This is a genomic window from Melaminivora alkalimesophila, from assembly GCF_000282995.1.
Taxonomy (GTDB): Bacteria; Pseudomonadota; Gammaproteobacteria; order Burkholderiales; family Burkholderiaceae_C; genus Melaminivora; species Melaminivora alkalimesophila.
In genome coordinates this window covers 1-16,303 of record NZ_ALEE01000509.1, presented here as the reverse complement: position 1 = coordinate 16,303, position 16,303 = coordinate 1, and the positions used below count along the sequence as shown (strand labels likewise).

Genomic DNA, 16,303 nt, shown 5'->3' with positions numbered 1-16,303 from the left:
CTGCCGCTGGCGGCGGCGCGCCGGCTGCTGGCGCAGCTGCCCCCGCCCGAGCGGCCCACCGACGCCGGCTTCTACCTGCAGCACTGCGTGCGCGCCTGCGAGCATGGCGTGGAACGCAGCCACATCCTGCCCTTCGGCGTGGACGGGGCGCTGCTGCTGGAGATCTACGTGCACGACGGCATCGGCACCATGGTCATCGACGAGAAGCTCGAGGAACTGCGGGAGGCCACCATCGACGACGTGGGCAGCATCCTGCAGCTGATCGAGCCTTTCGAGCGCGACGGCACGCTCGTCAAGCGCGACCGCAAGGACATCGAGCGCGACATCGCCAACTACACGGTGATCGAACACGACGGCGTGATCTTCGGCTGCGCCGCGCTGCACCCCTACCCCGAGGCGCGCACCGCCGAGATGGCGGCCGTGACCGTCTCGCCCCAGAGCCAGGGCACGGGCGACGGGGAGAAGCTGCTCAAGCGCATCGAGCAGCGCGCGCGCATGCTGGGCCTGGAGAGCATCTTCGTGCTCACGACACGCACCATGCACTGGTTCCTCAAGCGCGGCTTCGAGCCGGTCGATCCGGAGTGGCTGCCGGAGGCGCGCAAGCGCAAGTACAACTGGGACAGAAAGAGCCAGGTGCTGGTCAAGAGGCTGGTGCCCTAGGCTTTTGTCCTACAGGGGCACCGCCCCGCCGCGCACGGAGCGGGGGGCCGGCCCGGCCTACATTGCGCTCCAAAGGAGTGCGTCATGGCTGTCTTGCCCTACAAAGACCGCAGCGAGGCCGGTCAGGTGCTGGCGCGCGAGCTGGAGCGTTACCGGCACGCGCCGGGGCTACTGATGCTGGCCCTGCCGCGCGGCGGCGTGCCGGTCGCCTACGAGGTCACGCACGCGCTGGGGGCGCCGCTCGAGGTCTTTCTGGTGCGCAAGATCGGCCATCCGGACCACCCGGAGTTCGCCGTCGGCGCCGTCGCCAGCGGCGGCACACGCGTGATGAACCCGGGCAGCGGGCGTGTGGCGCCCGGGGCGCTGGACGCGGTGGTCCGCAGCGAACTGCAGGAGCTGGAGCGCCGCGAGCGGGCCTATCGGGGCGATCGCCCGCTGCCGGAACTGGGCGGGCGCACGGTGATCGTGGTGGACGACGGCCTGGCCACGGGCGCCACCATGCGGGCCGCAGCCGAGGCGATCCGCGCCCAGGGCCCGCAAGAGCTGGTGCTGGCCGCGCCCGTGGGCGCGCGCGAGACCTGCGAGGCGCTGCGCGCCTGTGCCGATGCAGTGGTATGTCCGCGCATGCCCGAACCCTTCCATGCGGTCGGCGCGTGGTATGAGGATTTTCGCCAAGTGCAGGACGAGGAGGTGCTGGCGCTGCTCGAACGAGCCCTGCAGCAGACCGCCGGAGCGCAGCCATGAAGCCCGGCGACCCCCTGGACACCCCGGCCGACGGCGCCACCGATGACGACACGCGCCTGCTCAAGGGGCTCGCACCGCACCTGCGGCCCTTCGAGCGCGCCGACCAAGCGGACGGCCTGGTGGAGCTGATGGCACAGGCGCGGCTGGTGCTGATCGGCGAGGCCAGCCACGGCACGCACGAGTTCTACCTGGAGCGCGCCCGCCTGACCCGGGCCCTGATCGAGCAGCACGGCTGCACCGCGGTGGTCGCGGAAGCCGACTGGCCCGATGCGCTGCGCGTGGACCGCTACGTGCGCGGCCGCTCCGAGGATGCCAGCGCCGCGCAGGCGCTCTCGGACTTCGCGCGCTTTCCAGCCTGGATGTGGCGCAACACCGTGGTGGAGGAATTCGTCGAGTGGCTGCGCGAGCACAACCGCAGCGTTCCGGCGGGACGGCAGGTGGGTTTTTTCGGCATGGACCTCTACAGCCTGCACGCCTCCATGCATGCGGTGATCGAGCATCTGCAGTCGGTCGATCCCGGGGCCGCCGCCCGCGCGCGCGAGCGCTATGCCTGCTTCGACCACTACGCTCCCGAGGACAGCCAGGCCTACGGCTGGGGCGCCGCCTTCGGCGCGCGGCCCAGCTGCGAAGACGAGGCCATCGCGCAGCTCCTGGAGATGAACCGCCGCGCCGCCGCCACGCTCGGACCGGAGCGCGACGAGGCCTTCTATGCCCAGCAAAACGCCCGCCTGGTGCGCAACGCCGAGGAGTACTACCGCAGCATGTTCCGCGGGCGCGTGTCCACCTGGAACCTGCGGGATACCCACATGGTCCAGACGCTGGCGGCGCTGGAGCGCCACCTGCAGGCCACGCGCGGCACGGCACCGCGCATGGCCGTGTGGGCCCACAACTCGCACCTGGGCGATGCCAGCGCCACCGAGATGGGCGAGCGCGGCGAATGGAACGTCGGCCAGCTGGCGCGCGAGCGCTGGGGCCGCGAGGCCCTGCTGGTCGGGCTGACCACCAGCGAAGGCAGCGTCACGGCGGCGTCCGACTGGGGCGGCCCGGCCGAGCGCAAGCGCGTGCGCCAACCGCTGCCGGGCAGCTTCGAGCGCCTGTTCCAAGAGGCTGGACCGGACCGCTTCTGGCTGCCGCTGCGCGACCAGTTCGCCGTGGCGCGGCTTCTCGCGGCGCCGCGCCTGCAGCGCGCCATTGGCGTGGTCTACGCACCACAGACCGAACGCCAGAGCCATTATTTCCACGCCCGCCTGCCGGCGCAGTTCGACGCGCTGCTGCACATCGGCCGCACGCATGCCCTGCAGCCGCTCGAGCCCGAGCCGCTGTGGCAGGAAGGCGAAGGCGAGGTGCCCGAGACCTGGCCGAGCGGTCTGTGAGCGCCGCAGGCGTCAGCGGCCGCGCCGCCGCGCCCCGCGCACGATCAGCACCAGCAGCACCAGGCTGAAGGCCACGAACCACAGGAAGGACCAGTTGGCGATGGAGCCTCCGAGGAAGCGCCAGTCCACTGCCGAGCAGTCGCCCGATCCGCGGAAGATCATGGGAATGGCGCGGCTGATGGGGTAGTTTTCGATCATCCCGTAGAAGTCGCGCCCGCAGGTGGCGACCTCCGGTGGATACCACTGCAGCCAGCTCTGGCGCGCGGCGACGAAGGCGCCGAAGCCTGCCGACAGCAGCGCCAGCCCTCCGAAGCCCATCCACCAGCCGCGCCCCGCACGCAGGCTCGCCAGACCCGTGAAGACCGCCACCGCGATCAGCGCATAACGCTGCACGACGCACATCGGGCAGGGTTCCAGCCCCACCACATGCTGCAGGTACATGCCGAAGGCGAGCATCGCCACGCAGGCCGCGGCGATCAGCGCCAGCACGCGCCGGGGGGCGCCATCCATCCATTGCAAAAGCACGAGAGATCTCTCCAAGAAGGGGCGGCGCACCCGCCCCTCGAACGGGGCCGGGCAGGCCTTCAGATACCCGCGGCGTAGTCGAGGAACACCCGGGCGCGCCGTGGCGTCACCACCAGCGTCTCGCCCTCGCGCAATCCCATGTCGTAGAACTGCTGCGCGGGAATGTGGGCCTCGATCAGGCTCGCGGGATGCGCATTGTCCGCGCTTTGGTTCGCGCCGTCGGGCACAAGTTCCAGCCGCGCGAGCGGCCCGACCACGATGGCGCGCTCGAGCTGCGCAACCAGGCCACTCGGCCGCCCCTGCGCATCGAGCGCCTGGCCCGGCGAGTAGCGCTGCACGTCGAGCTCGTGCGGCCGCACGTAGGCGAAGGCTTCGGTGCCTTCGGCGGCTGCCTCCTCCGGGCTGTCGAGCTGCAGGCCGTCGTCCAGGTGGATGCGCCCGTCGCGGGCGCGCCCCTTGAACAGGTTCACGTCGCCCAGGAAGCCATAGACGAAGGGGCTGGCCGGGTTGTCCCAGACCTGCTGGGGCGTGCCCTGCTGCTCGATGCGGCCCTGATTGATGACCACCACCCGGTCGGCCACCTCCAGCGCCTCCTCCTGGTCGTGCGTGACGAAGATGCTGGTCACGTGCAGCTCGTCGTGCAGGCGGCGCAGCCAGCGGCGCAGCTCCTTCCTCACCTTGGCATCGAGCGCGCCGAAGGGCTCGTCGAGCAGCAGCACCTTGGGCTCGACGGCCAGCGCCCGCGCCAGGGCAATGCGCTGGCGCTGCCCGCCCGAGAGTTGCCCCGGGTAGCGGTCGGCGATCCAGTCGAGCTGCACCAGCGACAGCAGCTCCATGACCTTGGCGCGGATCGCGGCCTCGCTCGGGCGCTCGCGCCGCGGCTTCATGCGCAGCCCGAAAGCGACGTTGTCGAACACCGTCATGTGGCGAAACAGCGCGTAGTGCTGGAACACGAAGCCCACGCCGCGCTCGCGCACGTGCACCCCGGTGGTGTCGGCGCCGCTGAAGTGGATGCTGCCCGCGTCCGGCGTCTCCAAGCCGGCGATGATCCGCAGCAGCGTGGTCTTGCCGCAGCCCGAGGGCCCGAGCAGGGCGATGAGTTCGCCCGAGGCGATGTCCAGGCTGACGTCGTCCAGCGCCCGGAAGCTGCCGAACTGCTTGCTGATGTGGCGGATTTCGATGCTCATGCTGCGTCTCTCATGTGTGGGCCGCGGCCACGGGAACAGACCCGCCTGCGGCCGTGGGGCGCTCGGGCGGCAGGGCTGCGGCGGCGCGCGCCTCCTGCTCGCTCTTCCATTCGGCCAGCGTCTTGATGACCAGCGTCACCAGCGCCAGCAGCGCCAGCAGCGAGGCCGCGGCGAAGGCCGCCACCGACTGGTACTCGTTGTAGAGGATCTCCACGTGCAGTGGGATGGTGTTGGTCTGGCCGCGGATGTGGCCCGAGACCACCGAGACCGCCCCGAACTCGCCCATGGCGCGCGCGTTGCACAGGATCACCCCGTACAGCAGCCCCCACTTGATGTTCGGCAGCGTCACGTGGCGGAAGGTCTGCCAGCCGCTCGCGCCCAGCACCACCGCCGCCTGCTCCTCGTCGCTGCCCTGCGCCTGCATCAGCGGGATCAGTTCGCGCGCAATGAACGGGAAGGTGACGAACACGGTCGCCAGCACGATGCCCGGCACGGCGAAGATGATCTTGATGTCGTGGGCCGCAAGCCAGGGCCCCAGCCAGCCGTTGGCGCCGAAGACCAGCACGTACATCAGGCCCGCGACCACCGGCGAGATGGAGAACGGCAGGTCGATCAGTGTGGTCAGGAAAGCCTTGCCACGGAACTCGAACTTGGCGATGCACCACGCGGCCGCCACGCCGAACACCAGGTTCAGCGGCACCGCGATGAGCGCCGTGAGCAGCGTCAGGCGGATCGCCGACCAGGCCTCCGGCTCGGCCAGCCCTGCCAGGTAGGCCTGCAGGCCCTGGCGCAGCGCCTCGGCGAACACCGCCGCCAGCGGCAGCACCAGGAACAGCAGCATGAACAGCAGCGCCACGCCGATCAGCGTGCGGCGCACCCAGGGCGCTTCGGTGGTCCCAGGGCGCGCGCTCATGCCGGCATCCCCGCGCGCCGGCGCTGCCAGGCCTGCAGCGCATTGATCAGCAGCAGCATCACGAAGGACATGGCGAGCATCACCACCGCCACCGCCGTGGCACCCGCCACGTCGTACTGCTCCAGCTTGCCGATGATGATGAGAGGCGTGATCTCGGAGACCATGGGCATGTTGCCGGCGATGAAGATGACCGATCCGTATTCGCCGATGGCGCGTGCGAAGGCCATGGCAAAGCCGGTGAGCAGCGCCGGCAGAATGGCCGGGAAGATGACGTGGCGAAAGATCTGCCAGCGCGTCGCGCCCAGGCTGGTCGCCGCCTCCTCCAGCTCCTTTTCCGTGTCCTCGAGCACCGGTTGCACGGTGCGCACGATGAACGGCAGGCCGATGAAGATCAGCGCGATCACCACGCCGTTCGGGTTGAAGGCCAGCTGGATGCCCAGCGGCTCCAGGTATTGCCCGACCCAGCCGTTGCCGGCCAGCAGCGCCGTGAGCGAGATGCCCGCCACCGCCGTGGGCAGCGCGAAGGGCAGGTCCACCAGCGCGTCGAAGATCCGCTTGCCGGGAAACTGGTAGCGCACCAGCACCCAGGCGATCAGCAGCCCGAACACCAGGTTCACGCAGGCGGCGAGGAAGGACGCGCCGAAGGTCAGGCGGTAGGAGGCCAGCACGCGCGGCGCGCTCACGGCCTCCCAGAACTGCGGCCAGGACAGCGTGAAGCTCTTGCCCAGCAGCGCCAGCAGCGGGATCAGCACGATGATGCTCAGGTAGAACAGCGTGTAGCCCAGCGTCAGGCCGAAGCCGGGCAGCACGCGCCGGCGGCGGGCCCGGTCCGGGCCCGGTGTCGATGGAGCCATGGCAGCCTGGCGGATCGCGGGAGTCACTTGCCGGGCTGGTACAGCTTGTCGAACTGGCCGCCGTCGTTGAAATGCACCTTCTGCGCCTCGCTGAGCGAGCCGAAGTACTTGGAGACGGCGAACTGCTGGATGGGCTTGAACTGCTCGGCGTACTTCTTCAGCACGCCCTCGGAGCGCGGGCGGATGGCGTGCCGGGCGGCGATTTCCTGCGCCTCGTCCGAGTACAGGTAGTCCAGGTAGGCCTTGGCCAGCTCGGCCGTGCCCTTCTTCGCCACCGTGCGCTCGACCACGGCGACCGGGTTTTTGGCCGTGATGCTGACCGAGGGATAGACCGCATCCACCTTGCCCTTGCCGAACTCGCGCTCGACCGAGACGACCTCGGACTCGAAGGTGATCAGCACATCGCCGATGCCGCGCTGCAGGAAGGTGGCGGTGGCGTCGCGCCCACCCTTGGCGAGCACCGGCACGTTCTTGTACATCTTGGCGACGAACTCCGCCGCCTGCGCGTCGCTGCCGCCCTTCTCGCGCACGCTGCCCCAGGCCGCGAGGTAGGCATAGCGGCCGTTGCCGCCGGGCTTGGGGTTGACCACGATGACCTTCACGTCCGGGCGGATCAGGTCGTCCCAGTCCTTGATGTTCTTCGGGTTGCCGTGGCGCACCAGGAACAGCATGGTGGAGGTGGTGGGCGAAGCCTCGTGCGGGAACTTCGTTGCCCAGTCCTTGGCGACCACGCCGTTGTCGGCCAGGAACTGCACGTCGGTGGTGGTGTTGAAGGTGACGACGTCGGCGGCCAGCCCGTCGTTGACGGCACGCGCCTGCGCGCTGGAGCCGGCGTGCGACTGGTCCACCTTGATGTCCACGCCTTGGGTCTTCTTGTAGTGGGCGATGAAGGCCGCGTTGTAGTCCTTGTAGAACTCGCGCGCCACGTCGTAGCTGACGTTCAGCAGCGCGTTGGCTTGGGCGGCCGCCAGGCCGCTCGCGGCCAGGGCAACAGCGGCCACCAGGGCCTTGAGGGAATGCGTCTTGGAGATCATCGGTAACACCTGCATGGGGAAAACGGGACTGCAGGCATTGTCCGAAGGGACGCTTAGATCACAAAACAATAATTTCTTTTTTGTTTATATAAAAATAGAATAAGCCATCAAGGCGCCTGGGGGCCCAGACGCACCCGCGCCGGCAGGCTTTCTCCCAGGAAATCCAGGAAGCTGCGCACCGCCGGCGCCAGGCCGCGGCGCGAGGCGAAGACCGCATGCACGATCCCGCGCGGCGGCTCCCAGTCGGGCAGCACCCGGGCGAGGCGCCCGGCCTCGATGTCGGAGGCGCACAGGTAGTCCGGCAACCAGCACAATCCGATGCCGGCGCGTGCCGCCTGCTGCAGCACCAGCAGATCGTCCGCCACCAGGCGCGGACTGAACTGCAGTGTCTCCTGCCGCCCGCCAGGGCCGACGAGCAACAGGCTCGAGCGTCCGTGCACTGCCGACATGGCGAGCATGTCCATGCGCTGCAGATCCTGCAGCGTCGCGGGGCTTCCCTGGCGCTCCAGCTGGGCGGGGCTGGCGACCAGAAGCTGGCGCCCTTCTCCCAGCCGCTTGACCACCATGCTGCCGCTGTCGTCCAGCTGGCTGCGCACCCGCAGGGCCACGTCGATGCCCTCCTCCACCACGTTCACCACGCGGTTGCTGACCTGCATCTCCACGCGCACCGCCGGACAGCGCGCCAGAAAACCCGGCAGCAGCTCGCCCAGCACCGACTGCGCCAGCGTCACCGGACAGCTGACGCGCACCGTGCCGCGGGGCTCGCTGTGTACCTGCTCGACCGCCTCCTGGGCCGCCTCGGCGGCATCGCGCATCGCCTGGCAGTGGCGCAGGTAGGCCTGGCCGACCTCGGTCAGCGACAGGCTGCGCGTGGTGCGCTGCAGGAGGCGCACCCCCAGGCGCGCCTCCAGCTCCGCCACGCGGCGCGACAGGCGGGATTTGGGGATGCCCAGCGCCCGACCGGCCGCCGCGAAGCCTCCACGCTCGGCCACCTCGGCGAAATACAGCATGTCGTTCAGATCCTGCATGGAAGCCCATTGTCCTGTTGACGGAACAATCTATCGCATCGGCGCCCGGTTATCAAACATTGTGGACAAATACATAATCGAACCCAGTCCCAAACTTGGGGTTTACCCGCATTCCATCCCTGAACGATAAGGAATTTCCATGCGTCTGCTGCACGTCGATTCCGCCATCACCGGCGAACATTCCATCTCGCGCCAACTGAGCGCCCGGATCGTCGAGGCCTGGGTGCAGGCCCACGCCGGCACCCAGGTCGAGTACCTGGACCTGGTGCGCGAGGCGCCCGCCCATTTCACCATGGACGCCATGGCGCCGCGCACCGGCCAGACCGAGGGCCTGAGCGAGGCGCAGCTGCGCGAGAACGCCGTCTCCGAGCGGCTGGTGCGCCAATTCCTCGCCGCGGACGTGGTGGTGGTTGGCGCGCCGCTCTACAACTTCACCATCCCGACCCAGCTCAAGGCCTGGCTGGACCGCCTCGCCCAGCCGGGGCGCACCTTCCGCTACACGCCCCAGGGCGCCGAGGGGCTGGCGGGCGGCAAGACCGTGCTCATCGCCTCCAGCCGCGGCGGGGTGTATTCCACCAGCGAGGCCGGGCGTGCGCTGGAGCACCAGGAAAGCTACCTCCAGACCCTTTTCGGCTTCTTTGGCGTGACGGACGTGCGCATCGTGCGCGCCGAAGGCACGGCCCTGGGCGACGAGGCGCGCGCGCAGGCCCTCGCGGCCGCGCTGGAGGCGATCCACGAGCAGGTGCGGCCGCAGGCAGCCAACCAGGAGCGGATGGCCGAGGTCGCCTGAGGACAGCCGCGCCCCGGCTGCGGGTTTCAGCGCAAGGCCAGGTTGTTCAGCTTGTCCAGCCGCTCGGGCCAAGTGCCTTCGCTCGCCGACTGCAGCAGGATGCGCGTCCAGGCAACCCAGGCATCCCACTGCACGCGCTTGTCCCAGGAGTTGCCCCAGGCACAGAACTGCTGCAATGCACCGGCCGCTGCACGAGCAGCATCCGCGTTGCGGCCGGCCGAGAGGTACAGCTGCGCCAGCACCATCTGCGGCTCGCCCACCCATGGGTTCAGCCGCACGGCCTGCTCCAGCGTCGCCGTGGCACCGTCCAGATCCACCAGCGGCTGGTCCAGCTGCACCACCGACCAGTACAGCGCCGTGGCGGCCGCCTCGTCCCGGGGCGAGAGTTCCAGCGAACAGCCACCGAACACCGGCGGCATAGGAAGTTGCCCTGCCAGGGCGGGATGTCGAAGCGCCCGGCCCAGCGCCGCGACCTGGCTGACCATGCGCGCCGTGGGGCGCATCGGCCCCGGCCACAGCGAGGCCGCCCAGTGCACCGCCTGGCGGCGCGCGAGGTCGGTCGCCGGAAAACGCGAATAGACCTCGTCCTGCCAGCTGAACCACTGCTCGATGGTGTCGGCCATGCTGACGACGGCGAAGGCCGCGACCTCGTGGGCGCTCAGGCGCACACTCGTGCGCGGCGCCGGGCCGTTGAGCTCGACTTGCAGCGTGCCGTCGTCCGCCGCTTCGCCAGCCAACAGCCGCTGCACGAACTGCGCGCGGTTCACGGTGCAGAAACGGTGCACCAGATGCTCGGCCGGCTCGCCCACGAGTTGCTGCAGGCGCTGGCGCTCGCTGGCGGCATCGAACTTCACCAGGTCCACGAAGGCATTGCCATAGACGCTGTGCAGCAGCCCCAGCAGGCGCACCTCGCGCGGCTGCTGCCACAGGCTGAGCGAGCGCGCCACGCCCACCAGGTGGTGGCGGAAGGTGCCGGCCTTGTGCCAGTCCTGGCCGACGCCGCGGGCCAGCACCACGGGCAGCACCGGCGCCAGATCGGCGTCGCGCTGCAGCCATTCCTCATCGAGCAGCGGCAGGGCGCGCTGCAGCAGGGCCTCGTCCAGCGGGGCGAACAGGGGGGGTGCGTGGCTCATCTCGGGGTCTCCAGTCTTTTCCTGGCCCCGAGTATGTGGCACGCCGCCTCAGCGGTGCGACAGGCGCCGCACGGCCCAGTCGCCCAGGCTCTGGATGGCCTGCACGAAGACGATCAGGATGACCACCACGGCGAGCATCACGTCCGGCAGGAAACGCTGGTAGCCGTAGCGGATGCCCAGGTCCCCCAGGCCACCGCCACCCACGGCGCCGGCCATGGCCGAGTAGCCCGTAAGGCTCACGAAGCTGATGGTCAGGCCCGCCACGATCCCCGGCAGCGCCTCGGGCAGCAGCACCTTCCAGACGATCTGCCAGGTGCTGGCGCCCATGGATTGCGCCGCCTCCACCAGGCCGTTGTCCACCTCGCGCAGCGCCGTCTCCACCAGCCGCGCGACGAAGGGCGCGGCCGCCAGGGTCAGCGGCACCACCGCCGCCCAGGTGCCGATGGACGAGCCCGTCACCAGGCGCGTGAACGGGATGATGGCCACCAGCAGGATGATGAAGGGCGTGGAGCGCACGGCGTTCACGATGCCGCCCACCAGCCGGTTGGCCCAGCCGTTTTGCAGGATGCCGCCCTCGTCCGTCAGCCGCAGGAACACCCCCAGCGGGATGCCGAGCAGCCCGCCGAGCACGCCGGACACGCCGACCATGACCACCGTCTCCCACAGCGAGACGGCGAACAGCTCCAGCATCATTTCCGAAAAATTCTCGAACATCTCCACCAGGCCCTCAGTCATCCACATCCACGGTGCGCACCGCCACACCCTGCCCGCGCAGGTAGTCGACCGCCGCACCGATGCGCACCATGGGCCCGCTGGCGTACACCGCCAGCGAGCCGAAGGTCTGTTGCTGGATCTCGTCGATCTGCCCGTGCAGGATCGACAGGTCCAGCCCCAGTTCGCGGATCAGGTGCGACAGGATCGGCTCGTAGGCCTGCTCGCCCGCATACGACAGGCGCAGCAGCTGGCCGCCCTGCCCCGGCGCCAGGCGCGCGGCCAGCTGGCGCACGCGCGAGAGCACGCTGGCGGGCAGCTCCTGCGGCACGATCTCGTCGATCAGGCTCTTGGTGATCGCCTCGCGCGGCCGAGTGAACAGCTCGACCACGCCGCCCATCTCGGCGATGCGCCCGGCGTCGATCACCGCCACGCGGTCGGCGATCTGCTTGATGACCTGCATCTGGTGCGTGATGAGGACCACCGTCACGCCCAGGTCGCGGTTGACCTGGCGCAGCAGCTCCAGGATGGAGCGCGTGGTCTCCGGGTCCAGCGCGCTGGTGGCCTCGTCGGACAGCAGCACCTTCGGGCGACTGGCCAGCGCCCGGGCAATGCCCACGCGCTGCTTCTGCCCGCCCGAGATCTGCGCCGGATAGCGATCGGCCAGGTGCGACAGGCCCACCAGCTCCAGCAGTGGCCCCACGCGCTCGCGGATCTGCGCGCCGTCCATGCCGGCCAGCTCCAGCGGCAGCGCGGCGTTGCCCCAGACGGTGCGCGATGACAGCAGGTTGAAGTGCTGGAACACCATGCCTATCTCGCGGCGCGCGGCGCGCAGCTCGGCCTCGGGCAGCCGCGTCATGTCGCGCCCGGCGACCCACACCTGCCCGCTGGAGGGCCGGTTCAGCAGGTTGATGACACGCACCAGCGAACTCTTGCCGGCGCCGCTGCGGCCGATGATGCCGAAGACTTCGCCTGGCGTGACGTGCAGGTCGATGCCGCGCAGGGCCTCGACGGGGCCGCTGGGGCCCTGGTAGATCTGGGAGATACCCCGGAGGTCGATCATGGGAAATGCAGGAAGCAGGACGGCGCCGCGCCGCTCCACGGGCGAGGCGGCAGGCCCCGGCGCCGCCCGGCCGGCGCCAAGGGGGCGCATTCTACCCACTGGCCCTGCGGTGCCGTCTCCCGTCCCGCCCTTGCCCCCGACCAGGCTCAGTCCGCCCGGGAAGGATCGTGCAGCGCCATCTCCTCGCAGCGCATCATCTGCTGCACCTTCTGCACGAAGGCCGGGGCATCGAAGGGCTTGACGATCAGCTCCATGGCCGCGCCCATGAGGTCATCGCTCATGGCCGCGCGCTCGGCATAGCCGGTCATCAGGAGCACGCGGATCGCCGGCAGGCGCTCGCGCGCAAAATCCGCCACTTGGCGGCCGTTCGGGCCGGGCAGGCCCACGTCGGTGACGAGCAGGTCGTACTGCAGCGCCCCCGACAGCAGCGCCATCGCGTCGCTGCCGTTGGAGGCGTGCATGACCTGAAAGCCCAGGTCGCGCAGCAGCTCGACCACCAGGGTGCGCACGGTGGCATCGTCCTCGACCACCAACACCGAATCGCGCCGCCGCACCAGCGGCTCGGGGCTCAGGGTGCCCGGTGCTTCCTCGCCTGCGGATTGCTCGCTGCGCGGCAGGTACAGGTGCACGGTGGAGCCTCCCGGCCCGCTCTCGATCTCCACCGCACCGCCCGTCTGGCGCATGTAGCCGTAGACCATCGACAGGCCCAGGCCGGTTCCCTGGCCGATCGGCTTGGTCGTGAAAAAGGGATCGAAGGCGCGCTCGATCACGTCCTCCGTCATGCCCGTGCCCGTGTCCGACACGCTCACGCGCACGTAGCTGCCCGGCTGCAGGCCGCTGCGCCCGCGCCCGCTGCCGTGCTCGCTGGTCACTTCCTCGTTGGCCGCCTGCAGGCGCAGCGTGCCGCCGCCAGGCATGGCGTCGCGCGCATTGATGGCGAGGTTGAGCACGGCGTTCTCCAACTGGTGCCGGTCGGTCTGCACGCTCCACAACCCCTCCGGAATCTCCAGCGCCAGCGCGATGTTCTCGCCGCAGCTGCTGCGCAGCATGCTCTCCAGCCCCTGCAGCGCGGCGGCCATGTCGGTCGGTCGCACATCCAGTGGCTGGCGCCGCGAGAAGGCCAGCAGCCGCTGCGTGAGCGAGGCCGCGCGCCGGGCCGATGCCAGCGCCGCGTCGATGTAGCCCCCCACCTCCTGTGTCCGCCCCTGGGCGAGGCGACGCTGCATCAGCTGCAGCGGCAGCACGATCCCCTGCAGCATGTTGTTGAAATCGTGCGCGATGCCGCCCGTGAGCTGGCCGATGGCCTCCATCTTCTGGCCCTGGCGCAAGCGTTCCTGGGTGTCGTTGAGCTGGCGCGTGCGCTCGATCTCCTCGGTCTCGTCGCGCCCCACGGCGTGCAGGAAGCCGTCGGCCGCCACCACCGACCAGCGGATCGTGCGCACCTGGCCGTCGCTGCGCAGGAAACGCATCTGTACGTGCCGCTGGTCCACGTTGCGCAGCAGCGCGCCCTCCATGTCCAGGGCCGACGCATCCTCCCGATGGACGAAGGCGCGGATATGGCGCCCCACGGTCTCGACCTCGGTCCAGCCCAGGGCAGCCGTCCATCCCGGGTTGGCAGCGACGATGGTGCCGTCGAAACGCGCCACGATCATCAGGGCGTCCGACAGGTTCCACAGGCGGTCCCGGTCGGCCGTGCGCAGCGCGACCTGCTGCTCCAGCGCCGCCGCCATGTCGCGCAACTGCTGCTGGGCGTGCTGCACCTGGGTGGTCTCCATCATGGTGGCGAGCCAGCCCCTGACCACCCCCCGCTCGTCGCGCACGGGGCTGTAGGAGAAGGAGAACACCATCGGCTCCGGATAGCCGTAGCGCTTCAGCAGCAGCAACTTGTCGCGGTGGTAGGTCGATTCCCCCGCCAGTGCGCGTTCGGCGATGGGACGCAACTCGTCCCGCACCTCCGGCCAGACCTCGAACAGCGGGCGCCCGAGCGCCTCCGGCTTGTCCCCGAGGAAGGGCCGGTAGGCATCGTTGTAGAACATGAACTCCTGCTCGCCCCAGGCCAAGGATTTGGGGAAATGCGAGGAGAGGATCAGGTCGAGCACCATGCGCAGCGCATCCGGCCACTGCGCGATCGGCCCGAGCGGGTGCGAGGCCCAGTCGAAGTCGCGCACCCTGGCGCTCATCAGGCCGGGCGCGTGGGGAAACCCCTGCGATGGATGCGGATCTTCAGCCATGGTCGTTCATGCATCGTGGCGTGCCGCGGCGCCCACCTGCGGCGCCGCTGCGCGGGCCCGCGCGCGCCACGCCAACACGCAGTGTAGCGACGGACACCATGCCGGCAAAGGCCACAGCGCCCCGGGTTCAGCGCCGGTCCGCGAGGGCGTGGGCGATGGTGCCCAGGTCCACATATTCCAGCTCGCTGCCGATCGGCACCCCGCGCGCCAGCCGCGTGACCTGCACGCCTCGGCGGCGCAGCGCCTCGGCCAGCGCATGGGCCGTGGCCTCGCCCTCGGCCGTGAAGCTGGTGGCCAGGATGACCTCGCGCACCATGCCGTCGCCCGCGCGCTCCAGCAGCTCGCGCACGCCGATGTCGCGCGGGCCGACCCCGTTCAGCGGCGACAGGCGCCCCATGAGCACGAAGTACAGCCCCTTGAACGCGCCGGTGCGCTCCATGGCCGCCTGGTCGGCCGGGGTCTCGACCACGCACAGGCGCGAGGCATCGCGCGTGGCGTCCTGGCAGACGGCGCACAGCGCGCCTTCGGTGAAGGTGTGGCAGCGCTCGCAATGGCGCACCTGCGCGCTGGCCTGCGACAGCGCCTGCGACAGCAGCTGGGCCCCCGCCCGGTCGTGCTGCAACAGGTGGAAGGCCATGCGCTGGGCCGACTTCTGGCCGATGCCCGGCAGCCGGCGCAGCGCCTGGATCAGCGCGTCGAGGGAACCCGTATCGGATGCCATGGCCTCGGAGCCTTCGCGGTGGCCGGGGCGGCGCTCAGAACGGGAACTTCATGCCGGGCGGCAGGCCCGGCATGCCGGCCGTGATCTTCGCCATCTTCTCCTGGGAAGTCTCCTCGGCGCGGCGCACGGCCGCGTTGAAGGCGGCCGCCACCAGATCCTCGAGCATGTCCTTGTCGTCCTCCAGCAGGCTGGGGTCGATGGTCACGCGCCTGACGTCGTGCTTGCAGGTCATGAGGACCTTGACCAGGCCGGCGCCCGACTCGCCCTCGACCTCGACGTTCGCCAGCTCGTCCTGCGCCTTCTTCAGGTTGTCCTGCATGGCCTGAGCCTGCTTCATCAGGCCCGCGAGCTGTCCCTTGTTGAACATGGTGTGTTTCCTTCCGGTGGTTGGGTTGGGTTGATTCGATGGATGGATGGATGACGGGAGAGCGGGGCGGCACTTTTGGGCGCGCGGCGGCTTCCTGCCCGTCAGGCCGGGCGGATGCTCCCCGGCACGATCCGCGCGCCGAACTCGCGCACCAGCTGCTGCACGTACGGGTCTTCCTGCACGATCTCCTCGGCCCGGCGCTGGCGCTGCTCGGCGGCGTGCGCATTGCGCCGTGCCGGACTGTCCGTCACGTTGCCGACTTCGACGGTCAGTTGCCGCGCGTGACCCGCCGCCTCCAGCGCGGCGCGCAGCCGTTCGCGCGCCACCGGCTGGTTGAGCGACTCGCGCTCGACCCGGATCTGCCAGTGCCCGCCATCGCGCCCGATGAGCTGCGACTGCAGCGCCAGCTCGCGCGTGAGTGCGGACACCGCCCCGGCGGCGACGAGCTGCTGCACGGTATCGTGCCAGAGATCGCCCTCCGGCGTCGGGACCAGGGTGCCGCCCTCGTGTGTGGCGCGGGGCTGCGTGCGCGCGCCAGGCTCGGGGGCCGCGCGCACCGGCACTGCGATGGTCGGAGCCGGTGCGACATCCACGGGCACCTCCGGCTCCTGGGCCGCGCTGCGGGTGCGCGCCGCCGCCAAGTCCTCCGGGGTGCGCACCGGCAGCCGCAGGGCCGGGCTGGGCGGGGGCGGCAGCGGTGATGGCGATGGGACCGATGGTGGTTGCGGCCCCGACGCCGCCGGGATAGGGGCAGCGGCCGTCAGGGCCTCGGGGGCCGGCGGTTCAGGGCTTTTTTTTTCAGCCTCTGCCGCGGGAGGCGGCGCAGCCGGCGGAGCACTGCCCGTAGGCTTGAAGGCCAGCAGCCGCAGCAGCACCATGACCAGCCCGGCGTATTCGTCCGGCGCCAGGCCCAGTTCGGCGCGGCCATGCAGGCAGATGCTGTAGAGCAGCTGCGTCTCGTCCGCCGGC

Annotated in this window: 17 protein-coding genes; 4 read left to right on the top strand and 13 right to left on the bottom strand. The window is 70.2% G+C overall.

Annotated features, from left to right (window positions below; all coding sequences use genetic code 11):
- From argA to A612_RS09920, 3 genes are all read left to right on the top strand, one after another.
- The coding region (argA, locus tag A612_RS09930) for an amino-acid N-acetyltransferase (protein ID WP_019374343.1) at positions 1-660 on the top strand (660 nt) is incomplete at its 5' end.
- Between the two features lie 84 nt (positions 661-744).
- Positions 745-1,404: a phosphoribosyltransferase gene (locus A612_RS09925; protein WP_019374342.1), complete on the top strand. Its 660-nt coding sequence runs from the start codon at positions 745-747 to the stop codon at positions 1,402-1,404.
- Positions 1,401-2,777 (top strand): erythromycin esterase family protein, encoded by a 1,377-nt coding sequence (locus A612_RS09920; RefSeq protein WP_019374341.1) that lies wholly within the window; start codon positions 1,401-1,403, stop codon positions 2,775-2,777. The genes A612_RS09925 and A612_RS09920 overlap by 4 nt, the downstream gene beginning before the upstream one ends.
- 12 nt (positions 2,778-2,789) lie before the next feature.
- Here A612_RS09920 and A612_RS09915 read toward each other — a convergent pair whose 3' ends face one another.
- From A612_RS09915 to A612_RS09890, 6 genes are all read right to left on the bottom strand, one after another.
- Complete coding sequence (locus A612_RS09915; protein ID WP_040436551.1) at positions 2,790-3,287, bottom strand: disulfide bond formation protein B; 498 nt, start codon at positions 3,285-3,287, stop codon at positions 2,790-2,792.
- Between the two features lie 74 nt (positions 3,288-3,361).
- Positions 3,362-4,489, bottom strand: a complete 1,128-nt coding sequence (locus A612_RS09910) for a sulfate/molybdate ABC transporter ATP-binding protein (protein WP_019374339.1) — start codon at positions 4,487-4,489, stop codon at positions 3,362-3,364.
- 10 nt (positions 4,490-4,499) lie between these two features.
- Positions 4,500-5,402: a sulfate ABC transporter permease subunit CysW gene (gene cysW / locus A612_RS09905; protein ID WP_019374338.1), complete on the bottom strand. Its 903-nt coding sequence runs from the start codon at positions 5,400-5,402 to the stop codon at positions 4,500-4,502.
- Positions 5,399-6,256, bottom strand: a complete 858-nt coding sequence (gene cysT, locus A612_RS09900) for a sulfate ABC transporter permease subunit CysT (protein ID WP_040436549.1) — start codon at positions 6,254-6,256, stop codon at positions 5,399-5,401. Before cysT ends, cysW begins: the two co-directional genes overlap by 4 nt.
- Positions 6,257-6,279: 23 nt before the next feature.
- Entirely contained in the window at positions 6,280-7,290 is a 1,011-nt protein-coding gene (locus A612_RS09895; RefSeq protein ID WP_019374336.1) for a sulfate ABC transporter substrate-binding protein, read from the bottom strand.
- Between the two features lie 107 nt (positions 7,291-7,397).
- Complete coding sequence (locus A612_RS09890) at positions 7,398-8,318, bottom strand: LysR family transcriptional regulator (RefSeq protein WP_019374335.1); 921 nt, start codon at positions 8,316-8,318, stop codon at positions 7,398-7,400.
- Between the two features lie 139 nt (positions 8,319-8,457).
- Between A612_RS09890 and A612_RS09885 the strand changes: the two genes are divergently transcribed.
- The gene (locus A612_RS09885; protein WP_019374334.1) at positions 8,458-9,108 is read left to right on the top strand and encodes an FMN-dependent NADH-azoreductase; all 651 of its coding nucleotides are present in this window, start codon (positions 8,458-8,460) and stop codon (positions 9,106-9,108) included.
- A gap of 26 nt (positions 9,109-9,134) precedes the next feature.
- Here the strand turns inward: A612_RS09885 and A612_RS09880 are convergent, their stop codons facing one another.
- The 7 genes from A612_RS09880 to A612_RS09850 form a co-directional block, all read right to left on the bottom strand.
- On the bottom strand, positions 9,135-10,241 hold the full coding sequence (locus A612_RS09880) for a DUF6817 domain-containing protein (protein WP_019374333.1): 1,107 nt from the start codon (positions 10,239-10,241) through the stop codon (positions 9,135-9,137).
- Positions 10,242-10,289: 48 nt separating this feature from the next.
- Positions 10,290-10,955, bottom strand: coding sequence for a methionine ABC transporter permease (locus A612_RS09875; RefSeq protein ID WP_040436553.1), 666 nt, complete (start codon positions 10,953-10,955; stop codon positions 10,290-10,292).
- 13 nt (positions 10,956-10,968) lie between these two features.
- Positions 10,969-12,015: a methionine ABC transporter ATP-binding protein gene (locus A612_RS09870; RefSeq protein WP_019374331.1), complete on the bottom strand. Its 1,047-nt coding sequence runs from the start codon at positions 12,013-12,015 to the stop codon at positions 10,969-10,971.
- 146 nt (positions 12,016-12,161) lie between these two features.
- Positions 12,162-14,246 carry a hybrid sensor histidine kinase/response regulator gene (locus A612_RS09865; RefSeq protein ID WP_019374330.1) on the bottom strand — a complete coding sequence of 695 codons (2,085 nt, stop codon included), beginning with the start codon at positions 14,244-14,246 and terminating at the stop codon, positions 12,162-12,164.
- Positions 14,247-14,373: 127 nt separating this feature from the next.
- Positions 14,374-14,967 carry a recombination mediator RecR gene (recR, locus tag A612_RS09860; RefSeq protein ID WP_019374329.1) on the bottom strand — a complete coding sequence of 198 codons (594 nt, stop codon included), beginning with the start codon at positions 14,965-14,967 and terminating at the stop codon, positions 14,374-14,376.
- A 34-nt stretch (positions 14,968-15,001) separates the two neighbouring features.
- On the bottom strand, positions 15,002-15,334 hold the full coding sequence (locus A612_RS09855; RefSeq protein WP_019374328.1) for a YbaB/EbfC family nucleoid-associated protein: 333 nt from the start codon (positions 15,332-15,334) through the stop codon (positions 15,002-15,004).
- 101 nt (positions 15,335-15,435) lie between these two features.
- Positions 15,436-16,303: DNA polymerase III subunit gamma/tau C-terminal domain-containing protein (locus tag A612_RS09850; protein ID WP_019374327.1), on the bottom strand; the 868-nt coding region annotated here is incomplete at its 5' end.

Excerpts from the sequence above, each read along its gene's own strand:
- A612_RS09925 (WP_019374342.1), top strand. The coding sequence starts at position 745 with ATGGCTGTCTTGCCCTACAAAGACCGCAGCGAGGCCGGTCAGGTGCTG.
- A612_RS09920 (WP_019374341.1), top strand. The coding sequence starts at position 1,401 with ATGAAGCCCGGCGACCCCCTGGACACCCCGGCCGACGGCGCCACCGAT.
- A612_RS09915 (WP_040436551.1), bottom strand. The coding sequence starts at position 3,287 with ATGGATGGCGCCCCCCGGCGCGTGCTGGCGCTGATCGCCGCGGCCTGC.
- A612_RS09910 (WP_019374339.1), bottom strand. The coding sequence starts at position 4,489 with ATGAGCATCGAAATCCGCCACATCAGCAAGCAGTTCGGCAGCTTCCGG.
- cysW (WP_019374338.1), bottom strand. The coding sequence starts at position 5,402 with ATGAGCGCGCGCCCTGGGACCACCGAAGCGCCCTGGGTGCGCCGCACG.
- cysT (WP_040436549.1), bottom strand. The coding sequence starts at position 6,256 with ATGGCTCCATCGACACCGGGCCCGGACCGGGCCCGCCGCCGGCGCGTG.
- A612_RS09895 (WP_019374336.1), bottom strand. The coding sequence starts at position 7,290 with ATGATCTCCAAGACGCATTCCCTCAAGGCCCTGGTGGCCGCTGTTGCC.
- A612_RS09890 (WP_019374335.1), bottom strand. The coding sequence starts at position 8,318 with ATGCAGGATCTGAACGACATGCTGTATTTCGCCGAGGTGGCCGAGCGT.
- A612_RS09885 (WP_019374334.1), top strand. The coding sequence starts at position 8,458 with ATGCGTCTGCTGCACGTCGATTCCGCCATCACCGGCGAACATTCCATC.
- A612_RS09880 (WP_019374333.1), bottom strand. The coding sequence starts at position 10,241 with ATGAGCCACGCACCCCCCCTGTTCGCCCCGCTGGACGAGGCCCTGCTG.
- A612_RS09875 (WP_040436553.1), bottom strand. The coding sequence starts at position 10,955 with ATGTTCGAGAATTTTTCGGAAATGATGCTGGAGCTGTTCGCCGTCTCG.
- A612_RS09870 (WP_019374331.1), bottom strand. The coding sequence starts at position 12,015 with ATGATCGACCTCCGGGGTATCTCCCAGATCTACCAGGGCCCCAGCGGC.
- A612_RS09865 (WP_019374330.1), bottom strand. The coding sequence starts at position 14,246 with ATGGCTGAAGATCCGCATCCATCGCAGGGGTTTCCCCACGCGCCCGGC.
- recR (WP_019374329.1), bottom strand. The coding sequence starts at position 14,967 with ATGGCATCCGATACGGGTTCCCTCGACGCGCTGATCCAGGCGCTGCGC.
- A612_RS09855 (WP_019374328.1), bottom strand. The coding sequence starts at position 15,334 with ATGTTCAACAAGGGACAGCTCGCGGGCCTGATGAAGCAGGCTCAGGCC.